9 protein-coding genes and 2 pseudogenes are annotated in these 14906 nt (G+C 67.9%); 5 read left to right on the plus strand and 6 right to left on the minus strand.

Annotated features, from left to right (window positions below; genetic code table 11):
* From F0Q45_RS18910 to F0Q45_RS18925, 4 genes are all read right to left on the minus strand, one after another.
* The coding region (locus F0Q45_RS18910; RefSeq protein WP_149655397.1) for an endolytic transglycosylase MltG at nt 1-1251 on the minus strand (1251 nt) is incomplete at its 3' end.
* A complete protein-coding gene (gene ruvX, locus F0Q45_RS18915) occupies nt 1244-1768 on the minus strand; it encodes a Holliday junction resolvase RuvX (protein ID WP_149655398.1) in 525 nt (174 codons plus the stop codon). The genes ruvX and F0Q45_RS18910, both read right to left, overlap by 8 nt.
* On the minus strand, nt 1769-4459 hold the full coding sequence (gene alaS / locus F0Q45_RS18920; protein WP_149655399.1) for an alanine--tRNA ligase: 2691 nt from the start codon (nt 4457-4459) through the stop codon (nt 1769-1771). It abuts the gene before it with no gap.
* A 93-nt stretch (nt 4460-4552) separates the two neighbouring features.
* Entirely contained in the window at nt 4553-4942 is a 390-nt protein-coding gene (locus F0Q45_RS18925; protein ID WP_149655404.1) for a secondary thiamine-phosphate synthase enzyme YjbQ, read from the minus strand.
* Nucleotides 4943-5110: 168 nt separating this feature from the next.
* Between F0Q45_RS18925 and F0Q45_RS18930 the strand changes: the two genes are divergently transcribed.
* The 5 genes and pseudogenes from F0Q45_RS18930 (at nt 5111) to F0Q45_RS18950 (ending at nt 13807) form a co-directional block, all read left to right on the plus strand.
* Nucleotides 5111-5731, plus strand: a complete 621-nt coding sequence (locus F0Q45_RS18930; RefSeq protein ID WP_149655400.1) for a hypothetical protein — start codon at nt 5111-5113, stop codon at nt 5729-5731.
* A gap of 220 nt (nt 5732-5951) precedes the next feature.
* Nucleotides 5952-6734, plus strand: a pseudogene (locus F0Q45_RS18935) (PE family protein); the annotation flags it as partial.
* A complete protein-coding gene (locus F0Q45_RS30295) occupies nt 6646-7701 on the plus strand; it encodes a hypothetical protein (RefSeq protein WP_373425035.1) in 1056 nt (351 codons plus the stop codon). The pseudogene F0Q45_RS18935 and the gene F0Q45_RS30295, both read left to right, overlap by 89 nt.
* 104 nt (nt 7702-7805) lie before the next feature.
* Nucleotides 7806-11141: a transglutaminase family protein gene (locus tag F0Q45_RS18945; protein WP_149655402.1), complete on the plus strand. Its 3336-nt coding sequence runs from the start codon at nt 7806-7808 to the stop codon at nt 11139-11141.
* Complete coding sequence (locus tag F0Q45_RS18950) at nt 11141-13807, plus strand: circularly permuted type 2 ATP-grasp protein (protein ID WP_149655403.1); 2667 nt, start codon at nt 11141-11143, stop codon at nt 13805-13807. Before F0Q45_RS18945 ends, F0Q45_RS18950 begins: the two co-directional genes overlap by 1 nt.
* On the opposite strand, the gene F0Q45_RS27875 is transcribed toward F0Q45_RS18950, so the two are convergent.
* Together F0Q45_RS27875 and F0Q45_RS27880 are read right to left on the minus strand one after the other, a co-directional pair.
* Nucleotides 13808-14020, minus strand: coding sequence for a hypothetical protein (locus F0Q45_RS27875; RefSeq protein WP_188113020.1), 213 nt, complete (start codon nt 14018-14020; stop codon nt 13808-13810).
* A 22-nt stretch (nt 14021-14042) separates the two neighbouring features.
* Nucleotides 14043-14873: pseudogene (locus tag F0Q45_RS27880) on the minus strand (PE family protein); the annotation flags it as partial.
* Nucleotides 14874-14906 lie beyond the last annotated feature (33 nt).

Consider the following 14906-nt stretch of genomic DNA (forward strand, 5'->3'; position numbering starts at 1 on the left):
CGCGGAGTCGAGGACGCCATTGTGCTTAGCCAGCTCGATGTTGGCCAGATGCTGCTGATAGTCCCGCGTGAACAAGGTAGTCCCCTGAGCATCGATGGTGACGAAATACAGCCAGTCACCCAGCTCCGGGTGTTCGGCCGCGCGCAGCGCGTCGACCCCGGGCGAGCAGATTGCGGTCGCCGGCAGCCCTTCGGATACATAGGTGTTCCACGGCGTGCGCTGGGCACGGTCAGCGTCACTGGTGGCTACCTCACGGCGATCCAGCGGATAGTTCACGGTCGAATCGAACTCCAGGGTGCGGTGCTCGTGCAGGCGGTTGTAAATGACCCGTGCGACCTTTGGGAAGTCCTGGGTGTTGGATTCCTGCTGCACCAGCGACGCCACCACGAGGATGTCGTAGGGCGACAGGCCCAGAGATTTGGCGGTATCGACTAACCCAGAATTTGCGTACTCCCCGGCGCCTGCGCTGATCAGCGACGACAAGATGGTCTCCGCTGAGGCAGCGGGGTCGACGTTAAAAGTGCCCGGCGCGATGAGGCCCTCGATGCGGCGGTGGTCATCTCCGAGCTCGATGACCGGCTCCACCGCCCAGGGCGGCACCGACAGCGTCGCTGGCATACTCTTGCCTGCTGCGGCACGTAGATCAGCCATCGAGACGCAATGTTTGTCACCGTCGAGGTCCACACACGTAGACCGCGAAATCAACGTGAGAATGCCCGGGGTCATCACGTTGGTTTTCATGTCGGTGGTGTCGTCAAGCTGACGTCCTTCCGGGATGACCAGCTTGCCGACCCGGTTCTTCGGGTCCGTTAGCCGGGCAACGGCGTTGGCCGCCGGAATTTCGGTACGGGTCCGGTAGTAGCCCGGCTGGATAGCCGAAATCGCCGCATTGCCGTGCGCGGCATCGACGAACGCCCGAACCGTTTTCACCACGCCGCGGTGGTAGAGCGTCTCCCCCACCGCCGTCGTCGAGTCACCAGCCATGATTTGAATGACAATGTCGCGCTTGCCGGCACCGGTGTAGTCGTTATCAGCTCCCAGCACGAGATGCCAGAGCTTGCCGCCGAAGACCACTGCCGCTACCACAACCGCGACCAACACGCCGACGGCCAATCCGCCGAGAAGGCGCCGCCGCCGGCGCCGGCTGTGCCGCGCACGGTCGCGTTTGCGTCGTTCCGCTCGGCTCATCCGATGCCGGTGCGGCCCGACCGCTACCGGCGCAGCCCGATGACGATGCACATCCTCAGCCATCGCAGCCGTCTCCGGCCAGCGGTGCAGTGACCGTGCCTGCTCCGGCACTGCGGCGCTGATCCAGCCAGGCTTGCAGGATTGCCACCGCCGCCGCCTGGTCGATCACCGCTCGCTGGTCTTTCGCGCGGATACCCGCCTCACGCAGCGATCGCTGCGCACTGACCGTGGTCAGTCGCTCGTCGGCAAGCCGCACCGGTATCGGGGCCACCCGCCGCGCCAGCGCATCGGCCACTTCCATCGCGTCCAGCGCGGAAGCACCGATACGGTCGGCCAGCGTCCGCGGCAGCCCGACCACCACCTCGACGGCCTGCACTTCGGAAACCAGCGCAGCCAGCCGGCGTAGGTGCTTGCCCGAGCGGTCGCGGCGCACCGTTTCCAGCGGGGTAGCCAGAATCGCGTCGGGGTCGCTAGACGCCACGCCGATGCGCACCGTGCCCACGTCAATGCCGAGTCGGCGTCCCGGTCCGGGGTCTGAATCGCCTGGCCGGTCGGGCTGGCGGTGCGGTGCTGCAACCACTCAACCGACCCGCGCTATCTCTGCGCGGACTGCGTCGAGCGCGGCGTCGATGCCTGTCGGATTCTTTCCCGAGCCCTGAGCCAAGTCGGCCTTGCCGCCGCCGCGCCCGTCGACGGCCGCAGCAAGTCCTTTGACCAGGTCGTTAGCCCGGATGCCGAGGTCCTGAGCGGCGGGATTAGCGGCGATTGCGTAGGGCACGCTGTCGTTGTCACCTTCGGAGATCAGCGCGACCACCGCAGGCTCGCTACCCAGCTGGCCGCGGATATCGTTAACCAGCGAACGCAGGTCGGCCGCGGTCATTCCCGCGGACATTCGCTGAGCCACCACCCGGACGTTACCGATGCGCTCGGCTCCGGCAGCGGCGTTCACCGCAGCCGCCCGCGCATTGGCCAGCCGGGCACGTTCGAGTTCCTTCTCGGCGGCCTTGAGCCGCTCGACCAGGTTGGCTACTCGAGCGGGGACTTCGGTGGAGGGCACCTTCAGCGACGACGCGAGCCCGGCCATCAGGGCCCGCTCCTTGGCCAGGTGTCGAAACGACTCCAGCCCCACATAGGCCTCCACCCGGCGCACCCCGGAGCCTATCGACGATTCGCCCAGGATGGTCACCGGCCCGATCTGGGCCGAGCTGTGCACGTGGGTGCCGCCGCACAGCTCCAGCGAGAACGGCCCACCGATCTCCACCACCCGCACCTGGTCGGGGTAGCTTTCGCCGAAAAGCGCCATCGCGCCCATCGCCTTGGCTTTCTCCAGCTGCTCGGTGAAGGTGTGCACTTCGAAGTCGGCCTGAACCGCCTCGTTGGTCACCTGTTCAATTTGGGTGCGCTGCACTTCGGTCAGCGGGCCTTGCCAGCTGAAGTCGAACCGCAGATAGCCAGGACGATTCAGCGACCCAGCCTGAACGGCGTTGGGCCCCAGCACTTGTCGTAGCGCCGCGTGCACCATGTGGGTACCCGAGTGTCCTTGGGTGGCACCCTTACGCCAGACCGGATCGACCGCCGCGATGACGTTGTCACCTTCAACGAACTCCCCAGATTCGACGTTGACCCGATGCACCCAGAGGGTTTTTCCGATCGTCTGCACATCGGTGACGGCGGCGCGGGCGCTGCCGGTTCCGCTGATGGTTCCGGCGTCGGCGATCTGCCCACCCGACTCGGCATACAGCGGGGTGCGGTCGAGGACTAGTTCGACCCGATCGGCGTCGATTGCCCCCTGTTGGTGGGCCACCACCGGAACCCGCTTGCCGTCGACGAAGATGCCCAGAATGCGCGCCTCGGAGCTCAGCTCGTCGAATCCGGTGAATTCGGTGGGACCGGCATCGACCAGTTCACGGTAAGCGGTCAGGTCGGCATGTGCGTTTTTGCGTGCGGCGGCGTCGGCCTTGGCGCGCCGGCGCTGCTCTGCCATCAATTCGCGAAAGCCCGCCTGGTCAACCGTCAAACCAGATTCGGTGGCCATCTCCAAGGTGAGCTCGATCGGGAACCCGTAGGTGTCGTGCAGGGTGAACGCGTCCGACCCGGAAACCACCGTGGCGCCGGAAGACTTGGTGGCCCCGGCCACCTCGTCGAACAGCCGGGAGCCCGAAGCCAGGGTGCGGTTGAACGCCGTCTCCTCGGCGACGGCGATCCGATTGATCCGGTCGAAGTCGCTGACCAGCTCCGGATACGACGCGCCCATGGCGTCGCGCACGGTGGCCATCAGCTCGCCGACGATCGGCGTGTCGATGTTCAGCAGCTTGGCTGACCGGATGACCCGGCGCAGCAGCCGCCGCAGCACGTAACCACGACCGTCGTTGCCCGGGCTCACCCCATCGCCGATCAGGATCGCGGCGGTGCGGCTGTGGTCGGCGATGATGCGGTAGCGCACGTCGTCGGCGTGATTGCCGACGTCGTAGGGGCGTGCGGCGACCAAGGCCACAGTGTCCACGATCGGGCGCAGCAGGTCAGTCTCGTAGACGTTGTGCACCCCCTGCAGAACCAGCGCGACCCGCTCAACTCCCATGCCGGTGTCGATGTTCTTGCGCGGCAACGGGCCGAGGATCTCGTAGTCCTCCTTGGTGGTTCCCTCGCCGCGCTCGTTCTGCATGAACACCAGGTTCCAGATCTCGAGGTAGCGGTCCTCGTTGACGACAGGACCGCCCTCGGGACCGTAGTCAGGCCCACGGTCGTAGTAGATCTCCGACGACGGCCCACACGGCCCCGGGATGCCCATCGACCAGTAGTTGTCGGCCATACCCCGGCGCTGGATTCGGTCGACCGGCATACCGGCGACTTCCTGCCATAGCCCCGCAGCCTCATCGTCGTCGAAATACACTGTGGCCCAGAGCTTGTCCGGGTCAAGCCCGTATCCGCCCTCGGAGACACTGTTGGTCAACAAGTCCCACGCCAAAGCGATGGCTTCGCGCTTGAAGTAGTCGCCGAACGAGAAGTTTCCGGCCATCTGAAAGAAGGTGTTATGCCGGGTGGTGATGCCCACCTCGTCGATATCGGGCGTGCGGATGCACTTTTGGATGCTGGTGGCTGTCTGGTATGGAGGCGTGCGCTGGCCCAGGAAGAACGGCACGAATTGGACCATGCCGGCGTTGACGAACAACAGGTTGGGGTCGTCGAGGATCACCGAGGCGCTGGGCACCTCGGTGTGACCCGCTTTCACGAAGTGATCAAGGAACCGCTTCCTGATCTCGTGTGTCTGCACTGTCGTCGCTTCCTTAGTTTTCTTGGTCGAGGCTGATTACCAGCCTATTCGCCGGCCTATGAGAAGGCTGTCGTAAAACCGCTTTCAGCCCGCTCAGCCTGGCACAAAGCTCAATCGCACCGACCGCCGCGGATTGTCCCGGTTGAGGTCCACCAGGACCACGCTTTGCCAGGTGCCCAGCAACGGCTCCCCACCAGAGACCGGCACCGTCACCGACGGCGCGACCAGGGCCGGCAACACATGGTCGGCGCCGTGGCCGTAGGAGCCGTGCGCATGCCGGTAGCGGTCATCGCGTGGCAGCAGCCGCTCGAGGGTGTCCACGAGGTCGTCGTCCGAACCGGCACCGGTCTCGATGATCGCGACCCCGGCGGTCGCGTGGGGAACGAACACGTTGCACAGGCCGTCGCCGTAGGCGAAGCAGAACCTGCGTAACGCGTCGGTGAGATCGACAATGCGGCGCCGCGAGGTGTCCACATCCAGCACGTCGGTATGCACCTGTCAAGCCTACGGGGGCGGCACAGGGCCTGCTAAGGGCCTGCCAATCCGTCGCAAGATAAGGATTGCCAGGGCGTATCGGTAGGAGGAAGGTATCTGGTGGGACCGGTGGCGCCACCGGGGCGCCGCCCCTTACAAAGGGAAAAGGGGTGGATCGTGTACGCACGTTCTACCACAATGCAGGCGCAACCCTCGTCCATCGACGCCGGAATTGCGCACGTTCGCGATGAGGTTATGCCCGCGCTCCAGGAACTCGACGGGTGCGTCGGGGTGTCGCTGTTGGTCGACCGGCAGTCGGGCCGGTGCATTGCTACCAGCTCCTGGGAAACCGAGGACGCCAAGCACGCCAGCGTGGAACGGGTAACGCCGATCCGTGATCGGGCTGCGGAGATGTTCGGGGGTACGGCAAACGTCGAAGAGTGGGAGATCGCGGTCATGCATCGCGACCACCGCTCGGCCGAAGGCGCGTGTGTGCTGGCGACCTGGGTCAAGGTGCCGCCGGACCAAGTTGACCAAGGCATCGGGTACTACAGGTCGTCGGTCCTGCCCCAGCTCGAGGGCTTCGACGGGTTCTGCAGTGCCAGCCTGCTGGTCGACCGCGCATCCGGACGGGCGGTGTCCTGCACGACGTTCGACAGCCGTGAGGCGATGGAACGGAACAGGGACCAGATAACCGCCCTCAAAGCCACGTCGATGCCGGAGGCGAACGCCGAGGAACTCGACGAATGCGGATTCGAGCTGGCGCTCGCCCACCTGAGGGTGCCCGAGCTGGTCTGATCGGGAATGCGGCGGCAATAGCGGCCGACCTTCGGGCCGTGCGCGCGGGGTCGGGGCCATCCCGAGTCGGCGACGATACCCGGACCAGATCGTCTGGGGAAACCCCAGAGTTTGGTGCCCCTATCGCGATACACTGTGCCCCCACCGATACCTGGCCCGGGGGCCGGGGACTCCCAAGCCGGTATGACGTTAGTGGTCATGTCGTAGTGGGAGGTGTCAGATGTCATTTGTTATCGCGACCCCGCACGCCATGGCGGTGGCGACGTCGGATTTGGCCAGTCTTGGATCGATGCTCGGCGCGGCCAACGCAGCCGCCGCGGCCAACACAACACAGGTGGTGGCCGCGGCCGCCAATGAGGTGTCGGCGGCGATCGCGACACTGTTCGGCGCCCACGGTCAGGCCTATCAGGCGCTCAGCGCGCAGGCGGCGGCGTTTCATCAGCAGTTTGTGCAGGCCCTGAGCATGGGTGGGGCCTCGTATGCCAGTGCTGAGGCTTCGGCTGCCTCGGTGCTGCAGAATGCGCTCGACGTGCTCAACGCGCCCGTGCAGGCGGCTACCGGGCGCCCGCTGTTCGGCAATGGCGCCAACGGCGCCCCGGGGACCGGCGCCCCCGGTGGGCCCGGCGGGTGGTTGATCGGCAACGGCGGGGCGGGCGGGTCCGGCGTGGTAGGCGGCGCCGGCGACGGTGGGACCGGCGGGGCCGGCGGGCCTGGCGGGCTGCTCGGCAGCGGCGGGGCCGGCGGCGCCGGTGGGAGCGCGTCCGCCGCCGGTAAGGCCGGCGGGGCCGGCGGGGCCGCCATGCTGTTCGGCGCCGGCGGTGCCGGCGGGGCCGGCGGGTTCTCAGCCGGCGGCGCCGGCGGGGCCGGGGGCACCGGCGGGGCCGGCGGGCCCTTCAACAGCGGCGGGGCCGGCGTTGCCGCCGGCCCCGCGGGCGCCACCGGCCACGCCGCCGCCGAAGCCTTCCCCGCCGGTGCCGCCGGCGCCGCCGGCGGCACCGAGGGCGAGTAGGCCGGCGTTGCCGCCGCCACCACCGGCCCCGCCGCCGTCACCGCCGAGCCCGCCGGTGCCACCGTTTCCGCCGGCCGGCTATGGCCAGGCACCGGGAGGCTACTCCGCTCCCGGCCGCGGCACTCCGCCCCCGCCCCCCGGCTATGGTCCGCCAAGCGCCCCTCCGGCGGGTTACCCGCCACAGCCGGGTTTCAGCGGACCGCAGACACCGGATTTCAACGTCGGTGAAGCCATCAGTTGGTCGTGGAACAAGTTCACCAAAAACGTCGCAGCGCTGGTTGTGCCCGTCATCGTCTATGCCGTGGCGATCGGCGCCCTGGTAGGTGTGATGGCTGGGGTCACCTTTGGGCTGTCGGACACTACGACGAGCACTATCACCGACGCCTACGGCAACACCTACGAATCGACCGATGTGGCACTAAGCCCGATAGCGGGCATCGTCATCTTCCTGATCTCCGTCGCCATCCTGGCGGTGGCCATATACATGCATGCCGGACTCACGACGGGCGGCCTCGACATCGCCGACGGCAGGCCGGTGACCATCGGGACGTTCTTCAAGCCGCGCAACCTGGGCGCAGTGATCCTCACCGCACTGCTGGTCATCATCGGGACATCAATCGGGTCGGTCCTGTGCATCATCCCCGGCCTGATCTTCGGCTTTATTTCCCAGTTCGCCATCGCGGCTGCGGTCGACAAATCCCTATCCCCGATCGAGTCCATCAAGCACAGCATCGCCACTGTCAGGTCAAACCTCGGCGCCAGCCTGCTGTCGTATCTGGTGCAGGTCGCGGCGGTGGTTCTCGGCGAACTCGCCTGCTATGTCGGCATGTTCGTCGGTATTCCGCTCGCGGTACTGGTCCAGATCTACACCTACCGCAAGCTGTCGGGCGGCAATGTCGTTCCAGTGGAACAGCCCGGTCCCCCGGTGGGCATGCCGCCGCCCGGCCCCCAGATGGCATAGCCGGTCGCGACACAGACCCAGCTGGCAGCCGCAGCGCACCCCGCGATCACAAGCGGGCGGCGCTGTGCTGCGGGCTGCTCCGCGTTGTGATGTGATCAGCGGTTATGAGCATCAAAGTTGCGCTGGAGCACCGCACCAGCTACACCTTTGACCGGCTGGTGCGGGTATTTCCGCACATCGTGCGGCTACGCCCGGCGCCCCACTCGCGCACCCCCATCGAGGCCTACTCGCTGCGGGTCGAGCCGGCCGAGCACTTCATCAACTGGCAGCAGGATGCGCTGGGAAACTTCCAGGCCCGCTTGGTCTTTCCCAAACCCATGCGGCGGCTGACCATCACGGTGGGGCTCATCGCCGACCTCAAGGTCATCAACCCATTCGACTTCTTCATCGAAGAGTGGGCCGAGACATGGCCAGCGGGAGGCATGACCTATCCCAAGGCGCTGGCCGACGACCTCAAACCGTACCTGCGGCCCGTCGACGAAGACGGCGACGGATCGGGACCCGGGGAGCTCGTGCAGGCATGGGTGCGCAATTTCAGCGTGCCCAACGGCACCCGCACCATCGACTTCCTGGTGGCAGTCAATCGCGCGCTCAACACCGACGTCGGCTACAGCGTGCGCATGGAACCCGGCGTCCAGACACCGGATTTCACGCTGCGCACCGGAATCGGGTCGTGCCGAGACTCGGCGTGGTTGCTGGTGTCGATCCTGCGCCAGCTCGGGCTGGCCGCTCGGTTTGTGTCCGGCTACCTAGTACAGCTGGCGTCCGACGTCGAATCACTCGACGGGCCGTCTGGACCGGCCGCCGACTTCACCGACCTGCATGCCTGGACCGAGGTCTACATTCCCGGGGCGGGCTGGATTGGGCTGGACCCGACGTCGGGCCTGTTCGCCGGTGAGGGCCACATCCCACTGGCGGCCACGCCGCACCCGGCCAGCGCAGCTCCGATCAGCGGCGGCACCGATGTTTGCAGCACGGTGCTGGAATTCTCTAACACCGTCATGCGGGTCCACGAAGACCCGCGTGTGACGCTGCCCTACACCGACAAGGCGTGGGAGACAATCTGTGCGGTCGGCCGCCGTGTCGACGAGCGGCTGGCCGCCGGCGACGTCCGGCTGACCGTCGGCGGGGAACCGACGTTCGTCTCGGTGGACAACCACGTCTCTGCGGAGTGGAAGACCGCCGCCGACGGTCCGCACAAGCGCCAGCGGGCGTCGGATCTGGCGGCCCGGCTGAAAGCCCGATGGGCTCCGCAGGGGCTGATCCAGCGCAGCCAGGGCCGGTGGTATCCGGGAGAGCCGTTGCCGCGGTGGCAGATTGCGCTGTATTGGCGTACCGACGGGCGCCCACTGTGGACCAACGACGCGCTGCTGGCAGATCCCTGGCTCGACCAGCCGGCCCCGGTCGATGCCGACGCCGCCCACCGGGTGCTGGACGTACTCGCCGAGGATATGGGGCTGCCGCTGTCACAGGTACGGCCGGCCTATGAAGACCCGCTGGCCCGGCTAGCGGCCGCAGTGCGGACGCCGACCGGCGACCCGGTGGACCCGGCCGACGATCTGGCCCCGGAAACCGACCCGGACACCGCGGTGCGAGCCGCACTACTAGCACGCCTGGACGAATCGGTCAGCTCCCCGGCCGCGTTCGTGCTGCCGCTGCACCGCCGCGACGACGGCGCAGGCTGGGCCAGCGCCAATTGGCAATTTCGCCGCGGTCGCCTGGTGCTGATTGAGGGGGATTCGCCGGCCGGGCTGCGACTGCCGCTGAACTCGATCAGCTGGCGACCGTCGCGGGGATTATTCGAGTCCGACCCGTTGAGTGTGGGCCACGCCTTGCCGCCGCTGCCCGCGGCCGTACCAGCAGTGCTAGTGGACCCCGAGGGCGCGCCGACGACCGCGATGGTCGCCGAGGTGCGCGACGGATTGCTGTATGTGTTCGTGCCACCCACCGAGGCGCTCGAGCACTTCGTCGACCTCATCGCGCGTATCGAAGCCGCGGCAGCGAAAACCGGCTGCCCGGTGGTAATCGAGGGCTACGGCCCGCCGCCGGACCCGCGACTGAAGTCGACCACGATTACCCCCGATCCCGGGGTGATCGAGGTCAACATCGCGCCCACCGCCAGCTTCGCCGAACAATTCCAGCAGCTGGAGAGTCTGTACGAAGAGGCTCGTCGCGCTCGGCTTGCTACCGAGTCGTTCGACGTCGACGGCACGCACGGCGGCACCGGTGGTGGCAACCACATCACCCTCGGCGGCGTCACACCCGCGGACTCACCGCTACTGCGCCGCCCAGACCTGCTGGTCTCGCTGCTGACCTACTGGCAGCGTCATCCGTCATTGTCCTATCTGTTCGCGGGGCGCTTTGTCGGCACTACCTCGCAGGCGCCGCGGGTTGACGAAGGCCGCGCCGAAGCACTGTACGAGCTCGAGATCGCGTTCGCTGAGATCGCCCGGCTCTCTCAGCCGCTCGGGGGCGGCCAGCCGCAACCATGGGTCACCGACCGCGCGCTGCGGCACCTGCTCACCGACATCACCGGCAACACTCATCGCGCCGAGTTCTGCATCGACAAGCTCTACAGTCCCGAAGGCCCCCGCGGCCGGCTGGGCCTGTTGGAGCTGCGCGGGTTCGAGATGCCGCCGCATCTGCGCATGGCGATGGTGCAGTCGTTGTTGGTGCGCTCGTTGCTGGCGTGGTTCTGGGAGCAACCGCTGCGCGCCCCGCTGATCCGCCACGGCGCCAACTTGCACGGGCGATATCTATTGCCGCACTTCGTGATCCACGACATCGCCGAAGTGGCAGCAGACTTGCGCGCCCAAGAGATCGCCTTTGCGACCAGCTGGCTGGACCCGTTCACCGAATTCCGCTTCCCACGCATTGGCACCGCCGTCTTCGACGGGGTGGAGATCGAGCTGCGCGGGGCGATTGAGCCGTGGAACACCCTCGGCGAAGAGTCCACCGCTACCGGCACCGCCCGCTACGTCGACTCGTCGGTGGAACGCGTCCAGGTCCGCGTCATCGGCGCCGACCGCCACCGCTACGTGGTTACCTGCAACGGCTACCCGGTGCCCCTGTTGGCCACCGACCACTCGGACATCCACGTGGGCGGGGTGCGGTTCAAGGCCTGGCAGCCGCCCAGTGCCTTACATCCGACGGTTTCCTCGGACGGTCCGTTGCAGTTCGAGCTCATCGACCTGACCGCCGGAACGTCGCGTGGCGGTTGCACCTACTACGTCGCCCATCCCGGCGGCCGCGCTTACGACGAGCCGCCAATCAACGCCGTCGAGGCGGAGTCACGCCGCGCCCGCCGGTTCGAGGCCACCGGCTTCACTCCGGGCAAACTCGACTTGTCCCACATTCGGGAGAAGCAGGCGCGAATGTTTACTGATGTCGGCGCGCCGGGCATCCTCGACCTGCGACGCGTGCGTACCGTTCAACAGTAATGGCCACCCGGATTAGCACGAAATTGGCACTGGGAAACAGTCGAGCAGTGGCTGACGTCGACCGCCTGCTCGCCGGGTACCGCACCGCGCGCAGCCAGGAAGCGTTGTTCGACCTGCGTGAGGGCCCAGGCATCAGCTACGACGAATTCGTCGACGCGGAAGGCAAGGTGCGGCCGGCCTGGACTGAGCTGGCCGACGCGGTCGCCGAGCGCGGCAGAGCGGGACTGGACCGGTTGCGCTCGATGGTGCACGGCCTGATCGACCATGACGGCATCACGTACACCGGAGTGGATTCCGCCCGTGACGAGCACGGCGCCCACGGACTGGAGCCCGGGCCCTGGCGGCTGGACACGCTGCCGCTGGTGGTGTCGGCCGAAGACTGGGGTGTTCTGGAAGCCGGGCTGGTGCAACGCTCCCGCCTACTCGATGCGGTGCTCACCGACTTGTACGGGCCCCGCAACCTGCTGCTCGAGGGAGTGCTGCCGGCCCAGCTGATCTTCGCCCACCCCGGCTATGTGCGGCCTGCCAACGGGATCAAGGTGCCCGGGCACCACCAGCTTTTCCTGCACGGCTGCGATGTGAGCCGGTTACCCGGCGGCGGCTATCAAGTCAACGCCGACTGGACGCAAGCGCCCTCGGGCGCGGGTTACGCGCTGGCCGACCGGCGGGTGATCGCGCACGCTATTCCCGACCTCTACGAGCGGATTGCGCCGCGACCGACCACACCGTTCGCGCAGGCGCTGCGGCTGGCCCTGATCGACGCGGCCCCCGACGTCGCCCAAGACCCGGTGGTGGTGGTGCTCAGCCCGGGCATCTACTCCGAGACATCCTTCGACCAGGCGTATCTGGCTTCACTGCTGGGTTTTCCGATGGTGGAGAGCGCGGACCTGGTAGTGCGCGACGGCAAGCTGTGGATGCGCTCGCTGGGCACGCTCAAACGTGTCGACGTGGTGTTGCGCCGTGTCGACGCCGACTATGCGGACCCGCTGGATCTGCGCGCCGATTCCCGGCTTGGTGTGGTCGGTTTGGTGGAGGCCCAACACCGCGGAACGGTGACCGTGGTCAATACGCTGGGCAGCGGCATCCTGGAAAGCCCCGGGCTGTTGCGCTTCCTGCCCGAGCTGGCTAGACGATTGTTCAGCGAGGAACCGCTGCTGCAGACCGCGCCGGTCTACTGGGGCGGCGTCGCCAGTGAACGCTCGCATCTGCTGGCGAAGCTGCCGTCGCTGCTGATCAAGTCCGCTGTTGGCGGCACAACCCTGCTTGGACCGTCGCTGTCGGCGGAGCAATTGGCGGAGGTGGCGGCACGCATCGAGGCGATGCCCTGGCAGTGGGTCGGCCAGGAAGTGCCGGCGTTCTCCTGCGCACCCACCGACCACGCCGGCATGCTGTCCTCAGCCGGGGTCGGAATGCGGCTGTTCACGGTAGCCCAACGCAGCGGCTATGCGCCGATGATCGGCGGCCTGGGTTACGTCCTGGCGCCCGGGCCGGCCGCGTACACGTTGAAATCGGTTGCTGCCAAAGATATTTGGGTGCGGCCCACGGAGCGCGCGATCGCCGAGGCGGTGACGATCACCGCGTTGCCGCCGTCGCTGATGCAACGGGCCAAGACGGGGGTGGGCACCCAGGGTCTCAGTTCCCCGCGGGTGCTGTCCGATCTGTTCTGGATGGGACGTTACGGCGAGCGCGCCGAGAACATGGCCCGGTTGCTGATCGTGGCTCGCGAGCGCTATCACGTTTTCCGGCACCATCAGGACACCGAGGAAAGCGAGTGCGTCCCGGTGCTGATGGCCGCCCTCGGCCAGATCACCGGGACGGATGCCGGGGCCGCGAACGACCACGCCGAGATGATCGCCGTCGCCCCCTCAATGCTGTGGTCCATGACCGTGGACCTGGAGCGGCCGGGCTCCCTCGTGCAGTCGGTGGAAGGGCTCGCACTGTGTGCCCGGGCGGTGCGCGACCAGTTGTCCAACGACACCTGGATGGTGCTGGCCGGCATCGAACGTGCGGTTGCGCTGCGGTCCGACCCGCCGCAATCCCTCGCCGAGGCTGACGCCCTGCTAGCCGATGCGCAGGCGCAGACATTGGCCGGAATGCTGACGCTGTCCGGCGTGGCCGGCGAGTCGATGGTGCGCGACGCAGGCTGGACCATGATGGACATCGGCAAGCGCATCGAGCGCGGCCTCTGGCTGACCGCGCTGCTAGCCGACACGCTGACCGAGGTGCGGGGCGCGGTGGCCGAGCAAACCATTATCGAGGCGACCCTGGAAGCCTGTGAGTCGTCAGTCATCTACCGCCGCCGCAATGTGGGTAAAGTCAGCGTCGCCGCAGTGACTGAGTTGATGCTGTTCGACGCGCACAACCCGCGCTCGTTGGTGTATCAGCTGGAGCGGCTGCGGGCCGACCTCAAGGACCTGCCCGGATCCTCCGGCTCGTCCCGCCCCGAGCGGATGGCCGACGAGATCAACACCCGGCTGCGGCGATCCGATCCCACCGAGCTGGACGAGATCACCGACGGGCGCCGCACGGAACTGGCCGACTTACTCGGCGCGCTCCACAAAGCACTGCGCGACCTGGCCGACGTCATCAGCGCGACGCAGTTGAGGCTGCCCGGCGGCATGCAGCCGCTGTGGGGGCCCGAGGAACGGCGGACGATGCCCGCCTAACTAAGCGTTATCCCGCTCCGGGGTTGCCGAAGAGCAGGCCACCGGCACCGGGGACGCCACCAGGTCCGGCAGCCGCGCCACCACCGCCGGCGCCGGCATCGCCGCCGTCGCCGAACAGCTGGCCATCCCCGCCAGCACCGCCAGCACCACCGTTTCCCAGTGCGCCCCTGACCGCTTAGCCAAAAAGCAAGCCATCGACGCCGCGGCGGCCATCAGGTCCGGCAACCTTGCCCGAGCCGCCGACCCCGGCGCTGCCGCCAGCACCGATTAGCCGCACGTTCCCACCATCACCCCCAGCGCCACCGATACCCTCATCTCCCCAAACGAACATGGGGCCCCCGGCGCCGCCGTGACCACCGGCCCCGCCGCGGCCGGCTAGCCAGCCACCGGCACCTCCGGTGCCGCCAGCCCCGCCGTTACCCCCGCGGTCAGCGCCACTGAGACCGCCGGCCCCGCCGACGCCGCCGGCGCCACCGGTACCGACCAACCCCGCGGCACCGCCAGCACCGCCGACACCACCGTTGCCGCCAATCGAGTCGAAGTAGCTGAAGCCAGATATCCCCGACAGGCTCACGGTTGAGGCAGCCCCACCGGTACCACCCGCTCCCCCGGCTCCAGCAGTCCCGTAGAGCCAGCCACCATGGCCGCCCTCGCCACCGCCGCCACCTGTTCCGCTGACGCGTCCATTTCCGCCGGAGAACCCGCCAGTTCCGCCGACGCCGCCTGCTCCACCCGCACCGAACAACCCAGCAGCGCCACCGGCGCCGCCGTGCCCGCTGGCGCCGGCGAGCGCCAGTCCTGGTTCTATGGTTTCCCCCACCCACACGTTCGCGTTCCCGGCGGCCCCGCCCCGCCCACCGTCGCCGCCGTTGCCGGACACCAGCCCGCCACCGCCGCCGGCGCCGCCGGCGCCACCACCTCCGGTGACGTCGCCGGGGTCCTGCAGGGTGGAAGCTCCGCCGTCCCCGCCAGCGCCACCGCGCCCGCCCGCACCGAACAGCCCGGCCGCCCCGCCGACACCGCCTGGTGCGCCGTTGCCGGCGGCTGCGCTGGCGGTAGCCGCCATCCCTGCTCCGCCTAGCCCCCCGGCCCCGCCGTT

It is taken from the genome of Mycobacterium simiae, assembly GCF_008370645.1.
Lineage (GTDB): Bacteria > Actinomycetota > Actinomycetes > Mycobacteriales > Mycobacteriaceae > Mycobacterium > Mycobacterium simiae_A.

Excerpts from the sequence above, each read along its gene's own strand:
- F0Q45_RS27875 (WP_188113020.1), bottom strand. The coding sequence starts at position 14,020 with ATGGCCGCCGCGGCGTCGATGGCTTGCTTTTTGGCTAAGCGGTCAGGG.
- F0Q45_RS18945 (WP_149655402.1), top strand. The coding sequence starts at position 7,806 with ATGAGCATCAAAGTTGCGCTGGAGCACCGCACCAGCTACACCTTTGAC.
- F0Q45_RS18950 (WP_149655403.1), top strand. The coding sequence starts at position 11,141 with ATGGCCACCCGGATTAGCACGAAATTGGCACTGGGAAACAGTCGAGCA.